Origin of the sequence: Halomonas korlensis (assembly GCF_900116705.1) — a bacterium.
In the GTDB taxonomy this organism is placed as follows: Bacteria; Pseudomonadota; Gammaproteobacteria; order Pseudomonadales; family Halomonadaceae; genus Halomonas; species Halomonas korlensis.
Genome location: NZ_FPBP01000001.1, coordinates 347,442 through 368,118 on the forward strand (window position 1 = coordinate 347,442; position 20,677 = coordinate 368,118).

The window sequence follows — 20,677 nt, forward strand, 5'->3', positions numbered from 1 at the left end:
GGCGAGTCGCCAACGCGGCCCACCCGGGATTCGTGTTTCAGGGCTGATCGGTCGTCCCGTTCATGTTGTCGATGGATGCGCGAGTTTCCTGCTCGCCGTAGGGCATCGAGAGGCCCGGTAGGGAGTCGGGGGCGCCAGGGAGCTCGCCCTCCCAGGTTTCCAGCTGGCTGAGTGCCCAAGTACGCAATTCTTCGAAGGTGGGTCGCAACTGCGCCCCCTGCCACGCATCAAGCTGGGCCAATGGCGTAAGAGAAATGAGAATAGTTACCAACACCAGGATCGCCGCTCCCTTGGCACCGCCGAAGGCAGCTCCCATCACGCGGTTGAACAGCCCCATCCCGACCCACTCCACGGCAGCGTGGACCAGGCGAATGACGATGCCGCACAGCAGTACCACCGCAAAAATCACCAGTACGAACGCCAGCACCAGGCGACCGTCAGCATTATCGATTACACCGGCCAACAGGTCCGCCACCGGCTCGGCAAGCAGGCGTGCGGCCAACAAGGCGATGACCCAGGCAGCCAACCCAAGGGCTTCGCGGATCAGGCCGCGCAAAAACCCGGTGAGGGTGGTGACGGTCAGCACCACGATGAAGATCCAGTCAAGCCAGGTCAGCAGCATATCAATCCCTAACGCGCACCAGCAGGCCCTGGAGGTTCGCCTGCTCCTTGAGCTCGCCCATGGCTTGCTCGCCGTCCTCCGAGGACGCGAAGGGCCCGACATACACCGTGGTCAGATCGTTGTCGCGGGGTCGGCTGAAGGCATTGAACCCCTGCTCGGCCAGCTGGGACTGCAAACGTTCGGCATTTTCCGGCTGGCCGAAGCTCCCCACCTGAACGGCCCAGCCACCCGAGGCAGTCGCCGCCGTTGCGCTAGGCGCCTCGCTCTCGGCGGGCGGTGCTTCCTGCGACAGCCGTTGGTCGGCGGCTCGCGCCAGCTCGGCGATGGGGTCATCGCCCGGCGAAGCGTCGCCCGACGGATCGCCGCTCGACGGATCGCCGCCCGACCTCTCCTCACTCGCCGTTGATGTGGTTGGTGATGAATCGGGCTCGGGCGTCACGGACTCGCCGCGTGCTACCGTCTCACTCGCCTGAGTGGCGTCCTCATCAATAAAGGGCTGGGGCGTCTGCGACGCCGTACCGCTGGGGAAGCGAATCTCGCCAAGGCTCGACGGGGGCTCCGGGTCGGGCACGTCCTGACGCTCGACGTCCACCGGCTCCTCGATCGTCAGCGCCGGCTCGGGGCGCTCACCGCGCGGCGCCGGCTCATCGAACAGCATGGGCACGAAGATTACCCCCAGCGCGATCAGGATCACCGCGCCGCTGAGGCGCTCACGCATTCCGTATTTCATGGTGTTCCCTCCATGGCCGAATCATTCACATCAGTCTGTTCCGCGGTCTGCCAAGCCATCAGCACCGCGGCCACGGTAAAGAAGGAACCGCATACCAGCACCCTATCCTCGGGCGACAGGCGCGTCGCCAACCACGCAGCACCGGCCTCAGGTGCATCGGCGCAGTGCCATACGGTGCCGCCTCGGGCGGCCACACGGCCTGCCAGATCGGAGGCCCTGCGTGCCCTGTCGCCCTCCAGGCTCACCGGTACCCAAGCATCCACGGCCGGCTGGAGGGCTTCGATGACCCCATCAGCATCCTTGTCGACGAGCATGCCCAGCAGGGCGATCGTTCGGCCAGCGCAGGGTCGTGCCGCGAGGCGGGAAGCTACATAGGTGGCGGCATGCGGGTTGTGGCCAACGTCAAGGCACCACTGCCCCCGCCACTGCATGCGGCCGGGCAAACGGACCGCCGCCAGCGCGCGACGACAGTCCGTGGCGTTCAATTCAACACCCGCCAGCGCCAGCGCCTGCAGCGCCGTGGCAGCGTTATCCAGCGGCAAGCCGGGATCGGGCAACGCATCGATCTCGACGGATTGCCCAGCCGGGTCGCGCCCGCGCCAGCGCCATCCTTCTTCCTCACCTTCTGCTTCTCCTCCCTGGCGAAAAAAAGACTCGTCCAGGGCGTAGACCCGAGCGCCGAGCTCGGCGGCGACCTCCCGCACGCTCTTCGGCAGCGTCGTGCTACCCAACACCGTCGGGCGGCCTGCACGCAGGATGCCGGCCTTCTCGCGCCCGATGCCTTCGAGATCATCACCGAGGTAAGCGGCATGATCCTGCGCCACGGTGGTGATCACGGCAACGTCCGGATCGACGATATTGACGGCATCGAGACGCCCCCCCAGCCCCACCTCGAGAATCGCCAGGTCGGGGCGTTGCCGCGCAATAGCCCAGAGCGCGCCCAGGGTGCCGACTTCAAAATAGCTCAGGCTGATCGGCGGGCCGTCGACGCGCGCCTTTTCCACCGCAGTAAAGCCATCGATCAGCAGGCTATCGGAGGCCTCGGCGCCCGACAGCCGCAGCCGCTCGTTGTAACGCAGGAGATGCGGGGACGTATACGCCGCCGTTGACAGGCCGTGGGCCTGGGCCAGCGCGTCGAGCATGGCCACCGTGGAACCCTTGCCGTTGGTACCGGCCACCGTGACAAGGCGGCCGGCCACGGGAGCATCCAGCAGGCCCATGCGTCGCGCGACACGGGCCACGCGTTCGAGCCCCAGGTCGATCCCCACTGGGTGGGCGGCTTCCAGACGGGCCAGCCAGGCATCCAGGGTAGTTGGCGAAGCCATGGCGTTCATTGCAATGGCGATCAGCGTGAGCCGTCAGCACGTTCGTCGCGATCATCTTCCTCGCGTTCGGCAGCGGGCGGCGCTTCTGGTTCAGGAAGGACTTCTTCGATGGTGGCATCGTCCTGCTCGGCAACATCGACCAGGTCGGGCTCCCATTCGGGCTCATCTGGCGGTGCGCCATTGGCCGGATGATGCGTCAACTTGCGCAGCAGGCTCCCGAGACGCGAGCGCATCTCGCGGCGATGCACGATCATGTCGACGGTGCCATGCTCGAGCAGGAATTCGCTGCGCTGGAAACCTTCGGGGAGTTGCTCACGCACCGTCTGCTCGATGACCCGAGGACCCGCGAAACCGATCAGGGCATTGGGCTCGGCCACGTTGATATCGCCCAGCATGGCAAGCGAGGCCGAGACACCACCGAAGACCGGGTCGGTGAGCACCGAAATATAGGGCACGCCGTGCTGCTTGAGCTTCTCGAGTGCCGCCGAGGTCTTGGCCATCTGCATCAGCGAGAAGAGCGCTTCCTGCATCCGCGCGCCACCGGAGGCGGAAAAACAGATCAGTGGAATACGTTCTTCGAGGGCCAGCGTCGCGGCGCGTACGAACTTCTCCCCCACGACACTCCCCATGGAGCCGCCCATGAAGGTGAACTCGAAGGACACCACGACGACCGGCAGCCCATCGAGGGTCCCGCGCATGGTAATCAGCGCGTCTCGTTCACCGGTTTCCTTTTGCGCCGCTGCCAGACGATCCTTGTATTTCTTGGAGTCGCGAAACTTGAGCCGATCGACCGGTTCGACCTCGGTGGCCAGTTCCTCGCGTCCCTCCTTGTCAAGAAACCAGTCAAGGCGCTTGCGCGCCGTCAGGCGCAGGTGATGGTCGCACTTGGGACAGACGTTATGGTGCTTCTCGAGTTCGGGGAGATAGAGTACCGCCTCGCACTTGGGGCACTTGCGCCAGAGGCCATCGGGCACGCTCGCCCGGCGATCCTTGCGCTGAATGCGACCCATGGAGGGCACGATCTTGTCTAGCCAGCTCATGTCAGAAGAGGTTCCGTCATGTGGTTGGCGCCCGGACGCACCGGACGACGAAGCAAATCAGGCGAACAAGCCGGCCTTCAGCCAGCGCTCAAGGCGTCGAGTGCCTGGCGCATCTCGCCAAGCACTGCCTTGAGTTCGCCATTGATACGGTCGGGTGTCTGGGCATTTTCGGCGATGCGATTGACCAGCGCGCTACCAACGATCACGCCATCGGCCACCTTCCCTACCTCAGCTGCAGAGGCACCGTCGCGGATGCCGAAACCGACACACAGCGGCAGGTCGGTCATTTCACGCAGCGGCGCCAGGTGCCGGCCCACGTCATCGGCATCGAGAATAGCAGACCCGGTTACACCCTTGAGTGACACGTAATACAGATAGCCCTCACCGTGGGCGCATATTGTAGCGGCCCGGTCGTTGGAGGTGGTAGGGGCTACCAGGAAGATAGAGGCAAGCCCTTGCGCCTTCAGCACCGGGCCGAACTCACTGGCCTCCTCCGGCGGCATGTCGACGGTCAGTACGCCATCTACACCGGCTGCCGCTGCCTGCTCGGCGAAGGCTTCCAGCCCGATGCGCTCGATGGGATTGAGGTAACCCATCAGCACCACCGGCGTCTGCGTATCGTGCTGACGAAACTCGCTCACCATGGCGAACAGGTGCGACAGTCGAACACCATGCTTCAAGGCCCGCTCGCAGGCCTTCTGGATTACCGGGCCATCGGCCATGGGGTCGGAAAACGGGACGCCCAGCTCGATAATGTCGGCCCCCGCCTCCACCATCGCATGCATGAAGCTCACGGTGTGCCCGGGCGCCGGGTCACCGGCGGTGATGTAGGGAATCAACGCCTTGCGGCCTTGGGCCTTGAGGTCGGCGAAACGCTGGTCGATTCGGTTCATCATGGTCCCTTAGATCTCGATGCCGTCAATCTTGGCGACGGTCAGGATGTCCTTGTCGCCCCGTCCGGAAAGGTTGACGATGATGTTCTGGTCGGGGCGCATGGTCGGGGCCAGTACCTTGGCATAGGCCAGCGCATGGGCGGTTTCCAGGGCTGGCATGATGCCCTCGACGTGAGTCAGTTCACGAAACGCCTCGAGCACGTCATTGTCGTTGGCGGCCACGTATTGGACCCGGCCGACATCCTTCCATAGTGCGTGCTCCGGCCCGACACCCGGATAATCCAGGCCCGCCGAGATCGAGTGGGTATTGGATACCTGGCCGCCCTCATCTGACATCAGATAGGTGCGATTGCCGTGTAGCACGCCACGCGGCGCATTGGACGCCAGCGGCGCTGCATGACGACCGGTCTCGACTCCATCACCGCCGGCCTCGACACCGTACATGGCAACCTCGTCGTCTTCCACGAACGGGTAGAACAGCCCCATGGCATTGGAGCCACCACCGACACAGGCAATAAGGGCGTCCGGTAACTGACCGAACTCCTCGAACGATTGCCGGCGCGCCTCACGCCCCGCTACCGCATTGAAATCGCGCACCAGCATCGGGTAGGGGTGCGGTCCCGCCACGGTGCCGATGATGTAGAAGGTGTCGTCGACGTTAGTAACCCAGTCACGCAGCGCCTCGTTCATGGCGTCCTTGAGGGTGCGGGTCCCCGACTCGACCGGAATCACGTTTGCGCCCAGCAGACGCATCCGGTAGACGTTTAGCTTCTGGCGCTGCACGTCCTCGGCGCCCATGTAGACTTCGCACTTGAGCCCCAGACGCGCCGCCACAGTGGCAGTGGCCACTCCGTGTTGGCCGGCGCCGGTCTCGGCGATCACCCGCGGCTTACCGCTCTTCTTGGCCAGCAGTGCCTGGCCGATGGTGTTGTTTACCTTGTGGGCGCCGGTGTGGTTGAGGTCTTCGCGCTTGAGCCAGATCTGTGCCCCGCCGAGCTGCTTCGACCATCGCTCGGCATGGTAGAGGGGTGACGGCCGGCCCACGAAGTGGGCCAGGTCGTAGTCGAATTCCGCCTGAAATTCCGGATCGTCGCGAAGACTCAAGTACGTCTTGGTCAGATCGTCCAGGGCGAAGCTCAGGGTCTCCGAGACAAACCGGCCACCGTAGGCACCGAAATGGCCAAGGGCGTCCGGAAATCGGGTCAGGTCACTGAACTTGCTCACGAAAGACACCTCACAAGGTCACGGGTAGAGGGTTAGGTTCATCACGAGAACAGCGCAGTTACCAGCCGTTCAGGTTCGCATGGTCGGCATGTCGCACGGCGTTGGCGAAGGCCAACATTTGCTCAGGATCCTTGAGGCCAGCATCGGCTTCGACGCCGCCGGAAACATCCACCGCGAAGGGCCGAACCGTGGCGATGGCATCAGCCACATTGTCCGGTGTCAAACCTCCGGCGAGGATAACAGGTTTTGCCAGCCTTGCGGGGATTCGCGACCAGTCGAAGGTCTCGCCGGTGCCGCCCGGCACCCCAGGGCGATAGGCATCGAGCAACACCGCCTGGGCGCCGTCATAGGTTTCGACGGCCATCTGTAGATCGAGATCTTCGCGCATACGCAATGCCTTGATCCACGGACGACTAAACGACGCGCAGAGCGCGGGCGGCTCATCGCCATGGAACTGCAGGAGGTCCAGGGACTCGGCGCACCGTGCGACGAGGGCCGGCGAGGGGTCGACGAAAAGCCCTACCCGCGTGACGAAGGCCGGGACGCGAGCACTCAGCCTCGCCAGCCGAGATTCATCGATGCCCCGCTTGCTGCCAGGCCAGAGCACGAAGCCCAGCGCGTCGGCGCCGGCGGCCACGGCGGCGTCGATATCCTGCTCCCGCGTCAGGCCGCAGAACTTGATGCGCGTACGCGCTAATGCTAATCGGCGCTCACTCATCGCTCCCCTCCTTTACTTCTTCCGTCACTTGGCCTGGCATCCAGATCCTGGCGTTTACCTTGATCATGGGCTTACCACGGCGGAAGTCGATCATCGGGCAATCAGGCAGTTCACGCTCACCGGTCCACTCGCCCAGAAAGGCGAGCAGGTTGGGGCCGAGAGGCTCCCGGGGCAATCCCCAGCTCTCATCGTACAACGAGTCCACGAAATGCAGGCCACAGCCCGGCGCCGTGACATCACCCAAGGTACGATTCTGGTGCGCCAGCAGGCCGGTGAGGTAATCGACCCCGCCACCACCCCGCCCGACGGTCACCAGCGCCCCGACGATATTGCGCACCATGTGCTTCAGGAAGGCGTTGCCCTGGACATCGATCACCACCAGCGGACCATGTCGATGGACCTCGATGAAATGCAGATGACGCCAGGGCGTTTTCGACTGACAGCCGGCGGCACGAAAACTCGAGAAATCGTGCTCACCGACCAGCGCTTGCGCGGCCAGGTGCATGGCGCCTTCATCCAGGGGGTCACGACACCAGGTGGTATTGGCGCGCTCCAGCACCGGCCGGCTGGGCTGATTGAGGATGACATATCGGTAGCGACGCGCCAGCGCCTTGAAACGGGAATGAAAGCTGGCGGGCACCGACCTGACCCAACGCACGGCAACGTCGCGGGGCAGATTGGCATTGGTCCCGAACACCCAGGCTTTTTCCGACCGCCGTACGGGAGGGTCGAAATGAATGATCTGGCGAGTTGCGTGGACGCCGGAATCCGTGCGTCCGCTGGCATGTACCGTGATCGCCTGGCCGGCAACCCGGGACAGGGCTTTTTCCACTTCGGCCTGGACCGAGGCGGCGTGCTTGAGACGCTGCCAGCCGCAATAGGCGCTGCCGTCATACTCAAGCCCCATGGCCAGTCGGCCATCGAGAGGAAGATGTTCGTCGAGTTGTCGAAATAGCGTCATGCGGCCTTCAAAGGTCGTGTCGGGTGAGCAGCGATTGCGCCTCCTCCCGCGTCGTCGCATCATCATCGGCGGCCAGATCCATCAACAGCGAGCGTGCCTGCTTGACGTCGCCCGCCTGCAACAGCTCTCGAGCCTCGCCGAGTGCAGAAGCAGCGCCAGCGGAAGGAGAGCTATTATCCTGATCGAGAGGCGGGAAGGCCACCTCCTCGACGTCCCAATCATTCGACCGGACGCCGCCGAAGAAGGTCCCGCTTGACGAGGACCCCGCCCCAACAGGCTCGGGAGTGCGGGATGGCGCCTCGAAGGAGGAGGTGAATTCGATGCTGGGCTGCATCGGCGTCTCCTGTCGAGCCGCTGGAGCGGGGTCCAGTGCCGGCGGCTGGTAGTCGATGATGTCCCGACCCTGTTCGGCTTCCCGAGAGTTCAGCTCAGGCGCTGGGGCGCCCGACGCGTCACTACTCTCGCCGCCCACCTTAACCTCACTCTCTACCTTGGCCTCACTCTCCCTCCTGGCCTCTTCTACTGTCTCGACTGGCGCATCGATCAGCGCCTCATCAGTTTCCTTGGCATCTTCTGGTCCTGGCGTCTCGCCAGGCGTCGCTTGGGTCTCTACCTTGGCAGTTTGGCTATCATCTTCCGGTTGGCTATCTTCCGGGGCGAGTGGGTCGCCGTGGTCGGCGGCGAGTGGCGAGACCTCGCCAAGCCGGCTCATTACTCTGGCGACTTCCGCCTGTATGGCCGGGTCGGCTCTTGCCTCCAAGTGCTCGGCCTGGCGATTGGCGTCTTGCCGGTTACCCTGCTCCAGATGCACCATCAGCAGCTTGAGGCGCAGGTCGTCACGGTCCGGCTCCTTGTCGAGACTGGCTTCCAGCAACTCACGCGCCTGGTCGAAACGCCCATAGGCAATGAAGATATCCGCTTCATTGATCGCCTCAGCCTGTGGCATGGACGCTCGCACCGGCGCGGCCGGCTCCTCCTGGCCGCCGACCGCGTCGGGCCTGGCTGTTCCAGCGCCCTGCGACCCGACAGCCGGGATATTACCGAAGGTATACGCCTCGGTCCGGCCATGCCGGCGACGATGACGCACCAATGCCCAGAGTGCCAACAAGACTGCAAGGCCGGCACCTCCCACTACCAGCGACGGGTTCGTCTCTGCCTCGTAGACGGCACCCCACCAGGGCGCGTCTGCCGCTTGGTTCGCTTCGCCGGTAGAAGGCACGACACCACCGGGTCCCGGTGCATGGATACCTTGGCCACCAGCACTCAGGGTGGCCAGCCGGTCCCGCATGGCATCGAGTTCGGCACGCATGTCGCCAAGCGATGCCTGAAGCGCGTCGCGTTCGGCACGCACAGCTTCCAACGCATCTCGGCTTTCCATCCACCGCCTCTCGAGGCGCAGCAGACGGGCATCGCGCGTCATCTTACTTTCACCGAAGAGCGCCTGCAGCACTTCCGGTGCGATCACGACCTGCTTGTCACCAGCGCCGAGAACAGGCTCGCCTGCCGGCCCGCGCTTATCCTCTCCTCCACCGCTGCCCGCCCCCTCCGGCGCGATGGCGCTGATACGCGAGGCGGCCGCCTGCGCATCGGTCAACAGCGTCAGACGTGCACTCTGACCATTCGACGCGGCGGGCTCTGTCGTCGATTCGGCAACATCAGCGGCGCTGGCACCATTTTCGCCCGCGGGTTCCTCGGCTCTCGTCGTCCCATCGGACGCGGGCGACGCCGATGCACTCGCGAGCGCCACCTCCCCGGCGGCTTGAGGACTGCCCATGGATACGCGCGCCGGGTCACCATTGCCACGGTTCGCCCAGGCCTGATTCATCGACGCTACGATGCGCTGCGCTTCGGCCGCGGTACGCGACGCAAGAGCATCGCGCGAGGGCACTACCAGTATGGAGCCGGCGCGCATGGCATTGATGTTATCCGAAGGAAAGACCCGGGGATTCGCTTCAACCAGCGCGACCATCATCTGATCCATGCTGATGCCACTGTCCGGGCGTAGGCGGCCTGCCACCGACCAGAGGGTGTCGCCACTGCTGACGCGGGCCGCGTTATCGGAAGCGTCAAACCGAGAAGACGGCGATACGGCACGTGCCGCTGGCACCGAATCGACGGTCGACGATGGCGCGCTGGAAGATCGCGCCACGTTCGCTCCCCCCATCACCAGCGCCGGCATGCTGTCATAGTCCGGCGGGTCCAACAGCAGCGTGACCTCACGCAGCTGCTGCCCACTGGGCCAATCGAAGCGCAGCAGCAGGTCCAGCCAAGGCTCGTGAATGGCTCGTTCACTGGTCATGTCAAGCATTAGCCTGCCCTCGCGCTCCGAGACGTCCAGACGCACACTCGCCGCCAGCGGAGTCCGCTCCAGGCCCGCGGTTGCGTAGGCTCGTACGTCGGCAATCGAGGCCTTGATCAGCTCAGGCTCAAGGTCCGCCGTATCGGTCAGGGGAATGCTGGCTCTAAGAGGAGTATTGAGCGTCGAGCGCACCTCAACGTCCCCCACCCCCAGGGCCATCACCGGGTGGCTGGTCGCGGATAGCGAAATCAGCATCGCGAGAGTCAGCTTGTGTTTCATCGATCTCCCTTGCGTTCCTCGGCAGCGTCTATCGTCGGCTACCTCTTGAAGCCGTTCTAAACTGATTTTCTGGTCACTGCCTAATTATTTTCTTTGGCATAGCTAACTATCGTATTGTTAAACATCGTGTCTGAGTATGTTGTCACCTTATAGCATGGCTGTATCTCATTCTTTCAACGTACCTCATTGCTAAGTGACGAGGCGAATCCGAATCTATGGGCGAAAAAACGGGGCGACTCCCAATGGGAGCGCCCCGCTGATTCATATGACCGGATTTACTGTTCGCGCAGAATCCTCAGCATCCGCTTGAGCGGCTCGGCGGCCCCCCACAGCAGCTGGTCGCCGACAGTGAAGGCAGTAAGGTAGTCACCGCCCATGGCCAGCTTGCGCAAGCGGCCTACCGGGACATTCAGCGTGCCGGTCACGGCAGACGGCGTCAGACCCTCAATGGTCGCGTCCTTGTCGTTGGGAATCACCTTGACCCAATCATTGTGCCGGGCCAGACGATCCTCGATCTCGTCGATCGGCACGTCACGGCGCAGCTTGATGGTAAACGCCTGGCTATGGGAGCGCATGGCGCCGATGCGCACACAGAGGCCGTCGATCGGAATCGGGTTGTCCTGAAGCCCCAGAATCTTGTTGGTCTCGACCGAGGCCTTCCACTCCTCCTTGCTCTGGCCGCTTTCCATGGGCTTGTCGATCCACGGCAACAGGCTGCCGGCCAGGGGGGCGGCGAAGTTGTCAATCGGGAATTCGCCCGCGCGCATCGCGGCGGTAACCTTACGATCGATATCGAGGATGGCGCTCGCAGGGTCGGCCAGTTCGGTCGTCACGCTGTCGCGCAGGCCACCCATCTGGTTGAGCAGTTCACGCATGTGCTTGGCACCGGAACCGGAAGCGGCCTGATAAGTCATGGAGGTCATCCACTCGATCATGTCCGCTTCGAACAGCCCACCCAGCCCCATCAGCATCAGGCTCACGGTGCAATTGCCGCCAACGAAGGTTCTGGCGCCCCGGGCCAGCTGCGCATCGATGACATCGCGATTGACCGGGTCCAGTACGATGGTGGCCGCCTCGTCCATGCGCAGGGTGCTGGCGGCATCGATCCAGTAACCTTTCCAGCCGCTCTGGCGCAGGTCGCCATAGACCTTCTCGGTGTAATCACCGCCTTGGCAGGTGATCACGACATCCAGCGCCTTGAGCGACTCGATGTCAAAGGCATCCTGGAGCGGAGGCACGTCGACGCCGACGTCGGGGCCGGCTTGGCCTACCTGAGAAGTGGTGAAAAAGATCGGCTCGATGCCCTTGAAATCGCCATCGTCGAGCATGCGCTGCATGAGCACTGAGCCCACCATGCCGCGCCAACCGATGAAACCGACTTTCAACATGTGAAGTCCTCCCACAACTGAATGTGAGGCGTATTATACATGAGCCGCCCCCACCTGGCAGGCGGGGGAGTCGAGAGCACCAGCCCACCTCTGATTAGGGCTTACCGTTTTCATGCTTGGTCACACGGACATAGCGTTACATTATAGTAACAAAAGGGACTTAGCTAAGGTGGAGACCGATCATGCCGGGCGTTAGAGATCGACTTACACAGAACATTCCGCCATTACCGGCTGCGCCGGAAAGACGCCAAGCTATACCTGCTTCTCCTTCATTCCGTTACTACACCATCTATGGACTGACGATCGCCTCACAGCTTGCGCTTCCCGAGCTCGAAACGCTGCCGCCGGTAGCAAGCCCCGACATTTTGATTCGTATCGGGAACGTGGCAGATCATCTTGAAGGTGCAGGGTTCAGCACGCCCTGGCTTGAGAGCACCAACGACCGTTGCCAATTTCTCCTTGAAGGCATTGCTCGCTTTCGCGTCGAGCAAGGCAAGCACATCAGTGTCGATCGCCGCCTGAGGCTCGCTCGGGGCTCGACAACCAACGAGAGGGACCTGCGTGTCTATTTGCTGGGAACCGCCTTGGGTGCACTGCTGCACCAGAGGCACTGGATGCCCCTCCATATCAGCGCTGTAGAGACGCCCTCTGGTATCTGGGGGTTTACGGGAAACTCCGGAGCAGGCAAGTCAACGCTCGCCGCCTGGCTGCATTATCAGTACGGCTGGAAGTTGGTCAGCGACGATGTGGGAGTGATCAAGCCCGAAGAGGGGCTCCCCACTCTTTATCCAGGGCCACGGCGTCTCAAATTATGGAAAGACGCGCTGGAGCGCCTGAGTATCGAGCGCCAGGGCCTGATCCGAGACCTGACACGCACAGACAAGTTTCACCTGAATCAGCATCAGGGCTTCAAGACGGACATCGAGCCATTGAGGGTGCTCGTGATGCTGGAAAGGGGCTCTGCCGATGAAGAGGCCTGCGTCGAGGCCATCGAGGGCGTCGAGGCATTCAGGATCGTGATGTCGGCCCTGTACCTGCCGGAGTGGGGGCAACGCTTCAATGGACCCGCCAGACTGATGCAGTACGGCGCTGACCTCGCGCGGCAAATCAGGGTCTATCGCTACCGGCGACCCTGGTCGCTGGAGCGCATGGAGCAGAGCCTTGCCCCGCTGCTACAACGGATTCATGCTGATGCAAGACATGACGACTGAGCCTTTCTCGCTGGACTCAACGCTCCGATTATTGATATTGCTCGCCAGGCTCGAGCTCTCGGTGCCCCAGCAGCAATATGCCATGGCACTGTGCTCACGAATCGACGACTGGGCGGAAGTGACACGACAAGCCAAGCAACAGTTCGTGCTGCCCTTGGTCTATCGACATCTGCGACACCTCAGCCCGCCCTCCCTGTCATCGCAAGACGCAGCACTAATGCGGAGCCAATGCCTGCAAATCCTGCAGCATAATCTACACGTTATTGCCGAACAGCAGCGTCTTGTTCGCGAGCTTCTGGACCCTCTGGAAATTCCTTACCTTTTCTTCAAGGGGCCTTCGTTGGCTGCCCGCTACTATGATGACCCGGCCATACGCTTTTGCCGCGATATCGATCTTTTGGTGCCCTGTGACAAGGCTGTCGACCTGCTCGAGGCAGCGTTGCAGCGCAACTACCAGGCACACAATCCAAAACAGCTGGCGTCCGACAGAGGCAGCCTGGACTTCGCCGTGCGCACTCAGCCGGTCATCACCCTCATCTCTCCCAAGGGCGTCGAGATCGAACTCCACAAGCAACTGGACAAGGAGGGCAAACTCTACCGCACCGATGCGCTCCTCGAGGCTCGTAAACCCCTGCCATTCGGCGACACGGTGCTATGGACAATGCCGACAAGCGAACTCTTCGTGTATATCTGCCTACACCACACTCGCCATTACTGGTCACACCTTCACTGGCTGGTCGATCTGGATGCAATTCAACGCCACTCGGATTTCGACCTCGATGACGCCTATGCCTGCGCCGAAAAACATGGCCTGACGACGTCTGTCGCGGCCAGCATGGAGCTCTATCATGCTCTTGCCCAGCCCGAACCGGCACTCACTCATGGACTGGGCGAGAATGGCAGAAGCCTCCTCAATGCCTGCCTGGCTACCCTGCAAGGGGGACACGAAGCCGAATTGGCATTGCGACACACCCGTCCCACGCCGGATTTTGCTTTTTCTTGGCAGTCCACGGCTTCCTATTGGCTGGCCTATCGCCTCCGAAGCCCGTTTGTGCCGCTCATGCCCACCTATACCGATTATCAATTCGTGCCGCTGCCGCCTCGTTGGCAATGGCTGTATTACGTTATTCGCCCGTGGCGCGTGCTGATCAAGCTGTTCACACCTTCTGAGCCTCGACCATGAATCTGACGCTCCCCTTCCGCCCATGCTGAAGATGCAAAGAATTTTCCATCCGCTTCGCACTCTGCGTCGCATTTTCCCGCTTCTCTGGGCAAGCAGCCGAAAATGGACATTGCTGAGCACCATCCTGCTGGTTCTGGAAATCGGTTTCGGCCTTGCCGTGCTGTACCTGCTCAAGCAGATGGTCGATGTCGTCACCGAGCTTCTCGGCGAGGAGGCCGCTAGCCAAGACTTTGTATCGGTGATCGGATACGTGGCGCTGACCGGTGCTGCAACTCTGGCATTCATGACTTCTCGCGCCTTGGCAAACCTGGCAAGGGAAGCTCAGTCACTTCTGGTAGCCGATCATATTGATCGGCAAATCCATGAGCGGGCGGTGCGCGCCGACCTCGCCTTCTACGAAAGCCCCCGTTATTTCGACACACTTGAGCGAGCTCGCGAAGCCGGCAATCAGCGCCCGGCTCAGGTCGTCGTCAACGTGATGATGCTGATCAAGAACTGCGTCATGCTAACGGCCATCGTGGTTCTGATCCTCTCTATCAACTGGCTGGTGCTGCCGGTACTGATGATCGCCATCGTACCGGCACTGCTGGTCCGGCTGCACTTCACCCGCCAACTGTATGACTGGCAGCGACACCGAACCCAGATGGAGCGTCGGGCCAGCTATCTCGACTGGCTAATGACGTCGGATCTCCACGCCAAGGAGCTGCGCCTCCTTCAACTGGGAGACTTTCTGAGGGAGCAATATTCTGAGCTACGTGGCCGGATTCGCCGCGAACGCATGCACATTACCCAGCGACGCACACGCGTCGAGGTGCTCGTGGGCAGCGTTGCCACTATCGCCTTCTTCGGTGCTCTGGCGTTCCTGGCCTGGCAGACGGCAGAAGGACACAACAGTATCGGTGACCTGGTGCTTTTCCTGTTGATCTTCCAACGGGCCCAGACCATGGGCCAGGAACTGGTCCAGCAGCTCTCCAAGCTGTACGAGGATCATCTCTATATGGGGCTGCTGTTCGAGTTCATGGATATACGACCGGAGATCGCCGAACCGGTGAACCCCGTAACGGTCTCCGAACCGCCACAGGAAGGCATTCATTTCGAACAGGTGAGCTTCTGTTATCCCGGCACGAAAGCGCCCGTACTGAGCCAGATCGACTTAACCATTCGCCCTGGCCAGATCGTGGCCCTGGTCGGCGCCAACGGCTCCGGCAAGACCTCGCTGATCAAGCTGCTCTGCCGACTCTACGATCCCACGGCGGGCCGGATCACCCTGGATGGCGTAGACATTCGCGACTACAGCCTGGAAGACTACCGCCGCCTGTTCAGCGTGATCTTCCAGGACTATTCGCACTATGCCGCCTCCGTGAGCGAGAACATCCGCTTTGGGGACATTCTGCAGCCCGTCGGTACGCCATCGATCAAGACAGCTGCGATCAAGGCCGGCGCCGATCCCTTCATTGAGGGGCTCTCGGCCGGATACGATACCCTCCTGACGCGTATGTTTGACGATGGGCAGGAAATCAGCCTCGGCCAATGGCAGAAGGTCGCTCTGGCTCGCGCCTTCATGCGCCAGTCCAGCGTGATTATTCTGGACGAGCCGACCAGCGCGCTCGACCCTGGAGCGGAGTTCGAACTGTTCGAGAACTTCCGTGAACGAATCAATCACCGAGCTGCACTGGTGATCAGCCACCGACTCTCGACCGTGCGGATGGCAGATTATATCTATGTGCTTGACCAAGGAATGATACGCGAGTCAGGAAGTCACGATGAGTTGATCAGACACGGCGGGATTTACTGTCGGCTTTTCACCCAGCAAGCCCACCACTATCGCGAAGTGAGGGATCGCGAAGTGAGGGCGTGAGTGAAACGAGGATGACCTGGATGCAGTGAGGGGCTTGCAAGATCAGCGGACCGTGACCATGCCCTCATTCGCGAGTTGCTCGACGAATTGCAAGACTTCGCGCTCACAGGTCACGCGATCTACCGAGAACTCATCGAGGAGTTTGTCGCAGACCTCGGCGACGCTGACCTCATCTTCGATCAGCGTCCAGATGCGTCTTCCCACCGCCTGGGTTCCGTAATACATGCCTTGTTCAGCACTAAACAGAACCAAGTCATCATCCACACTCGACGACAAAAGCGAGGGATGACGTTTCACCAGAGTACTGCGGTTCATAAAATACCTTTTGTCCATGCACATCAACTTCAAGGACTCCATGATCCATGGACGAAAAGTTGACTCAGGAACCGCCCGATCCCGGAACATTCCCACTAGGATTACCCGACATGGTTTCGGAAGGATTGTCAATCCTTCCCGTTAGGGTCTGCTCAATGCCCATGCGTGTAAGCTCGGGCGTCACCCACTCGCTTTTCTGCCGATCATCTCGCTTGGTCATTGACGAATTATCCATAAGCAACCACTCCATAAAGTAAATCTATCAAAGCGTCCGTTTTCTTTACTGCATAGATCCTTAAAGCGTTATTCACAACCGGAACTAAGTCAAGCCAAACTCAATCACACTTGTATAGTAGATCAATAGCATGTCAGAGCGAAGTCTCAGCGAGTGAAGACGTAGCGCTGCCAAAGATACCAGGCTTGAAGGGCCGAACAGAGGGGAAGAAACCGCAGCATCTCCGGGGTAGAAGTCATTTGTGGGGGGGCATCCCGCAGTCGGGCCTGCAGGGCCGCCATGTCCAGCCAGTCACAATCATGCTGGAACCGCCCTTTCGCCGCCTCCTCCGCCAGGATTTGCCAGCACTCGGTGCGGATATTCATACGCTTCTTTTCGTTGGCGTTATCATTCTTGCCGAGCTGCCGGGGAAGCAGGCTACCGAACGCATCCCGGTACAGGCTGCGGGCCTGTCCCTGGTGCCATAACAACTCGGGAGGGAGCCCCATGGTAAAGCGCAGCAGGCGCTGGTCGGTCAGGGGATAGCGGTAGACCATGCCATTTTCGGCTGCCCAATGCGCCCAGGTCGACATGCGGCTCGCCAGGTGGCCGTTCTGTAGCAGCAGCGCCTGCATGCCAATGGGATCGGGGTACTCACGCCATGCCGGCATGCGTTGGTCTCTCGCCCTGGGGAACCTTGCGATGAAGTCGGGTCGATAGAACGGCTCCAGCTGATCGGGCCGCAGGTAGGGACTATGACGGGCGTATAGCGCATCCGGGAGAAAGGTCAGCAAGCCCTCCTGCCACAGAAACCTGGCCAGCTTTCTGGGATGGCGAAATCCCCCGGCCGCCGTGCGCGCAATGGCTAGGAGTCGCAACCACTGGCCACGTTTCAATAGATAGCCGGGGTACCCCCGCACACCGAAGGTAGCCGACTCATCGCCACCCCAACCCGACAGCATCACTCGGGTGCCGCGACGAGCGGCCTGGCGCATTACGCCCCACTCTTCGAAGAGGTCGGTGGTGCCATCCAGGGCGATGTCCCGGGCCAGATAGTCCCGGTATTCTCGGCCGGTAGTGGTTCCGTATTGACACCGGATACCCTCTCGTCGGCAGATATCATCTATCACACGTCGCTCGTCGCGATGACTATCCGCCAGCGGGTAATGCGCCGACACGGGGGGGGACCAGCTGTAACTCATGTCCAGTTGCCCACCGCCTGCCCGCATACGCTGACTCGCCAGGATCGTCACGCCCGTGGAGTCCAGGCCACCGCTCAGGTGCGAGCCCACCGGGTAGCGGGTGTTCAGCCGGTCACCGACGGCCAGTTCCAGCAACTCCCTGAAATGCTCGGTATATTCTTCGCGCCTTGAATAGCGAATGCTCGGCGCCTCCATGGGGTGCCAGTAGGCCTGAGGCGTCACGCCATGACGATCCACCCTGAGCCAGTGACCGGGCGCCAAGGGTTGAACCCTCTGAAAGAATCTCGCCTCACTGGCGTCATGGGGCCAGAGCAGAAAGCTCGCGACTCGGGATTCATCGATCGCCAGGGAAAGGTCGCGGAAGGCGTAAATGGCGCGGATATCGGTCGCGAACAGGAAGCGCTCGCCGGCCCGGCAGTAATAAAGCGGACGCGAACCGATATGGTCACGGGCACAGAACAGCACCTGCTCGCGGGCATCCCAGATGGCGAAGGCAAAGTCGCCTACGAGCCGCTCCACACACTCCCGCCCCCAGCGACGGTAGGCGTGCAGCAGGAGCCGGCTATCAGGCATCTGCGCGCGCCAGCGCGCCTCGATCGCGAGCTGATCACACAGCGACTCGCGGTTGTCGAGGATCACATCGGCAACGATCAGCAGATGTCCGACTACCAGCGGCTGGTTTTCATGCACCGACGTGGGGGCGATATCAAGACGCTGGAAGCCGAACGCAACGGGCCCCTCGACCCACAGACTCGCGCCCTCCCGGCCGTAGTGGTCGAGGGTGGCCAGTGCCGGGCCGAAGGCCTCGGGGTCGACCGCTTCGCCGGCAAAGTGAACGCGCCCCAGGATTGCACTCACTCAGCTTGCCGCTCTGGCGAGGGGTGGTAGCGAACAAAGCTGGAGATCGGAATGTAGCCTTCCTCATGATGACCCAGCACGACACCCGAGCCGACCCTGACCCAGGCGTGTGCCTTGATGACGAGTCGCTTCTGCGCATCCTGCTCGGTGCGGGTACCCAGCACCAGGCTGCTGGAGATCTCTCGCCGGCTGAGCATCCACTGGGCCGCCATGGCCAGCATAAGGCAGGTGAGCCGGTCGCCCAGCCGCGCACTGATAGAGGTGATCGCCAGGCAGATGTCTCGCACCCGAGGGTCGCGCTCGACACCAACGAGGTCAACCTCCCCTGACGACTGGGTGCCCAGCCAGCGCGACCAGACCCGGAATGGCATGGTTCGGACCAACAGCCAGGCCAGCGCCAGCCAGCCAGCAGCCTCCAGCAACAAGACCTTTCGAGACCAGGGCAACTGCACGAATCGGCAGAGTGTCTTCACGAGGTCCCATCTCCCCTGCACAACTGTCGATGTGGTCCGTTCCCTCATAGCCGAGAGAATCCGGGCTTCTGCCATATCCTTCAGTGCTCATCGAACAGGTTTTGATTAACCCTCCACCACGAAGAGTTCACAGTCACTCGAAGGCAGTAAGCACTGCGTCGCCCATCTCGGACGTCGAGACCATCTTCTTGCCCGCCGAGGCGATATCGGCCGTGCGCAGGCCGTCATCCAGCACCTTGCCAACGGCGGCCTCGATGCGCCCGGCAAGCGCAGCCTCGCCCAGCGAGTAGCGCAGCATCATCGCCACGGAAAGAATGGTGGCCAAGGGGTTGGCGAGATTCTGACCGGCGATATCCGGTGCACTGCCGTGGCAGGGTTCATACATGCCCTGGCCGCTCTCGTTCAGCGAGGCCGAAGGCAACATGCCGATAGAGCCGGTGAGCATGGCCGCCGCATCCGAGAGAATGTCGCCGAACATGTTGCCGGTGACCACCACATCGAACTGTTTGGGCGCACGCACCAGTTGCATCGCGGCGTTGTCGACATACATGTGAGAGAGTTCGACATCCGGGTATTCAGGCGCCAGGCGCTCCATCACCTCGCGCCAGAGGATGGTGACCTCGAGTACATTGGCCTTGTCGACCGAGCAGAGCTTCTTGCCACGCTTTTGGGCCATCTCGAAGGCCACGCGGCCGATGCGCTCGATCTCGCTCTCCGAGTAGACGTAGGTGTTGAAGCCAACGCGCTCCCCCTCACGCTCCTCGATACCGCGCGGTTGGCCGAAATAGATACCGCCGGTCAGCTCGCGGACGATCATGATGTCGAGCCCCGAGACGATCTCGGGCTTGAGGCTCGACGCCTCGGCCAATTGAGGATAGAGGATGGCGGGGCGCAGGTTGGCAAACAGCCCCAGGTTCTTGCGCAACCCCAGAAGCCCTTTCTCCGGGCGCTTGGCGAGATCCTCGATGGTATCCCACTGGGGACCCCCTACGGCACCGAGCAGGATGGCATCCGCCCCCCTGGCCTTGTCGAGCGTGGCGGCGGGCAGCGGCTCACCGAAGGCGTCATAAGCGGCGCCACCGACCAGCGCCTCCTCGACCTCGATATCCAGGCCGCGCGCCTGACAGGCCGCCAGCACCCGGCTCGCCTGAGCGGTAATTTCCGGGCCGATGCCATCACCCGGCAATACCAGAATCTTGCGTGTCATCTTTGTGTCCTTGTGGTCTTCAGCCCTCAGGCGCTGTCGCGGAACAACCAGGGGCGCGCCGCGCGATGCTTATCCTGGAACGAACGAATGGCCGCTTCATCCTTGAGGGTAATACCGATGTCATCCAGCCCCTCGAGCAGGCACTGCTTGCGGAAGGCATCCACCTCGAACTCGATGATTTCCCCCGACGGTGTGGTCACACGCTGGTTTTCCAGGTCCACATCGAGCCGATAGCCTTCGCTTGCCGCCACCTCGGCGAACAGTCGGTCGACCGTGTCTTCGGCGAGCGGGATCAACAGCAGGCCGTTCTTGAAGGCATTGTTATAGAAGATATCGGCAAAGCTCGGGGCGATCACGGCGCGGAAACCGAAATCCTCCAGCGCCCAAGGCGCGTGCTCCCGCGAGCTTCCGCAGCCGAAGTTGCGCCTTGTCAGCAAGATGCTGGCACCCTGGTAACGCGGCTGGTTGAGCACGAAATCAGAATTGAGCGGGCGCTGGCTGGCATCCTGGCCGGGCTCGCCTTCATCCAGGTAGCGCAATTCGTCGAACAGGTTGACGCCAAAGCCGGTGCGCTTGATCGACTTCAGAAACTGCTTGGGAATGATCAGATCGGTATCGACATTGGCCCGGTCGAGCGGGGCCACGAGTCCTTCATGACGATCGAATTTCTTCATGGC

At 61.9% G+C, this 20,677-nt stretch carries 18 protein-coding genes; 3 read left to right on the plus strand and 15 right to left on the minus strand.

What is annotated here, in order from left to right; translation table 11 throughout:
• Window positions 1-37 precede the first annotated feature (37 nt).
• The 10 genes from BM341_RS01615 to asd all read right to left on the minus strand — a co-directional run bounded on the left by BM341_RS01615 (window position 38) and on the right by asd (window position 11,479).
• Window positions 38-622, minus strand: a complete 585-nt coding sequence (locus tag BM341_RS01615) for a CvpA family protein (protein WP_089792244.1) — start codon at window positions 620-622, stop codon at window positions 38-40.
• A 1-nt stretch (window position 623) separates the two neighbouring features.
• Window positions 624-1,352: an SPOR domain-containing protein gene (locus BM341_RS01620; RefSeq protein ID WP_089792246.1), complete on the minus strand. Its 729-nt coding sequence runs from the start codon at window positions 1,350-1,352 to the stop codon at window positions 624-626.
• On the minus strand, window positions 1,349-2,677 hold the full coding sequence (gene folC / locus BM341_RS01625; RefSeq protein WP_089792248.1) for a bifunctional tetrahydrofolate synthase/dihydrofolate synthase: 1,329 nt from the start codon (window positions 2,675-2,677) through the stop codon (window positions 1,349-1,351). Before folC ends, BM341_RS01620 begins: the two co-directional genes overlap by 4 nt.
• Before the next feature lie 20 nt (window positions 2,678-2,697).
• Complete coding sequence (gene accD / locus BM341_RS01630) at window positions 2,698-3,717, minus strand: acetyl-CoA carboxylase, carboxyltransferase subunit beta (protein ID WP_089792250.1); 1,020 nt, start codon at window positions 3,715-3,717, stop codon at window positions 2,698-2,700.
• Window positions 3,718-3,794: 77 nt separating this feature from the next.
• Window positions 3,795-4,610, minus strand: coding sequence for a tryptophan synthase subunit alpha (trpA, locus tag BM341_RS01635; protein ID WP_089792683.1), 816 nt, complete (start codon window positions 4,608-4,610; stop codon window positions 3,795-3,797).
• A 9-nt stretch (window positions 4,611-4,619) separates the two neighbouring features.
• On the minus strand, window positions 4,620-5,834 hold the full coding sequence (gene trpB / locus BM341_RS01640; protein WP_089792252.1) for a tryptophan synthase subunit beta: 1,215 nt from the start codon (window positions 5,832-5,834) through the stop codon (window positions 4,620-4,622).
• A 58-nt stretch (window positions 5,835-5,892) separates the two neighbouring features.
• The gene (locus BM341_RS01645) at window positions 5,893-6,552 is read right to left on the minus strand and encodes a phosphoribosylanthranilate isomerase (RefSeq protein WP_089792254.1); all 660 of its coding nucleotides are present in this window, start codon (window positions 6,550-6,552) and stop codon (window positions 5,893-5,895) included.
• The gene (gene truA / locus BM341_RS01650; protein ID WP_089792256.1) at window positions 6,545-7,513 is read right to left on the minus strand and encodes a tRNA pseudouridine(38-40) synthase TruA; all 969 of its coding nucleotides are present in this window, start codon (window positions 7,511-7,513) and stop codon (window positions 6,545-6,547) included. The genes BM341_RS01645 and truA overlap by 8 nt, the downstream gene beginning before the upstream one ends.
• Before the next feature lie 7 nt (window positions 7,514-7,520).
• Complete coding sequence (locus BM341_RS01655) at window positions 7,521-10,091, minus strand: FimV/HubP family polar landmark protein (protein ID WP_089792258.1); 2,571 nt, start codon at window positions 10,089-10,091, stop codon at window positions 7,521-7,523.
• A gap of 275 nt (window positions 10,092-10,366) precedes the next feature.
• Window positions 10,367-11,479: an aspartate-semialdehyde dehydrogenase gene (gene asd, locus BM341_RS01660; protein WP_089792260.1), complete on the minus strand. Its 1,113-nt coding sequence runs from the start codon at window positions 11,477-11,479 to the stop codon at window positions 10,367-10,369.
• A 182-nt stretch (window positions 11,480-11,661) separates the two neighbouring features.
• On the opposite strand from asd, the gene BM341_RS18900 reads away from it, so the two are divergent.
• From BM341_RS18900 to BM341_RS01680, 3 genes are all read left to right on the plus strand, one after another.
• Window positions 11,662-12,690: a phosphoenolpyruvate carboxykinase (ATP) gene (locus tag BM341_RS18900; RefSeq protein ID WP_139232956.1), complete on the plus strand. Its 1,029-nt coding sequence runs from the start codon at window positions 11,662-11,664 to the stop codon at window positions 12,688-12,690.
• Window positions 12,671-13,873, plus strand: coding sequence for a nucleotidyltransferase domain-containing protein (locus BM341_RS01675; RefSeq protein WP_175507766.1), 1,203 nt, complete (start codon window positions 12,671-12,673; stop codon window positions 13,871-13,873). Before BM341_RS18900 ends, BM341_RS01675 begins: the two co-directional genes overlap by 20 nt.
• 109 nt (window positions 13,874-13,982) lie before the next feature.
• A complete protein-coding gene (locus BM341_RS01680) occupies window positions 13,983-15,731 on the plus strand; it encodes an ABC transporter ATP-binding protein (RefSeq protein WP_175507767.1) in 1,749 nt (582 codons plus the stop codon).
• A 42-nt stretch (window positions 15,732-15,773) separates the two neighbouring features.
• Here BM341_RS01680 and BM341_RS01685 read toward each other — a convergent pair whose 3' ends face one another.
• The 5 genes from BM341_RS01685 to leuD all read right to left on the minus strand — a co-directional run bounded on the left by BM341_RS01685 (window position 15,774) and on the right by leuD (window position 20,674).
• The gene (locus BM341_RS01685; protein WP_175507768.1) at window positions 15,774-16,046 is read right to left on the minus strand and encodes a PqqD family peptide modification chaperone; all 273 of its coding nucleotides are present in this window, start codon (window positions 16,044-16,046) and stop codon (window positions 15,774-15,776) included.
• 381 nt (window positions 16,047-16,427) lie between these two features.
• A complete protein-coding gene (locus BM341_RS01690; protein WP_089792272.1) occupies window positions 16,428-18,320 on the minus strand; it encodes an asparagine synthase-related protein in 1,893 nt (630 codons plus the stop codon).
• Window positions 18,317-18,793: a lasso peptide biosynthesis B2 protein gene (locus BM341_RS01695; protein WP_175507769.1), complete on the minus strand. Its 477-nt coding sequence runs from the start codon at window positions 18,791-18,793 to the stop codon at window positions 18,317-18,319. Before BM341_RS01695 ends, BM341_RS01690 begins: the two co-directional genes overlap by 4 nt.
• Window positions 18,794-18,926: 133 nt before the next feature.
• Window positions 18,927-20,000, minus strand: a complete 1,074-nt coding sequence (gene leuB / locus BM341_RS01700; protein ID WP_089792276.1) for a 3-isopropylmalate dehydrogenase — start codon at window positions 19,998-20,000, stop codon at window positions 18,927-18,929.
• 26 nt (window positions 20,001-20,026) lie between these two features.
• The gene (gene leuD, locus BM341_RS01705; protein ID WP_089792278.1) at window positions 20,027-20,674 is read right to left on the minus strand and encodes a 3-isopropylmalate dehydratase small subunit; all 648 of its coding nucleotides are present in this window, start codon (window positions 20,672-20,674) and stop codon (window positions 20,027-20,029) included.
• Window positions 20,675-20,677 lie beyond the last annotated feature (3 nt).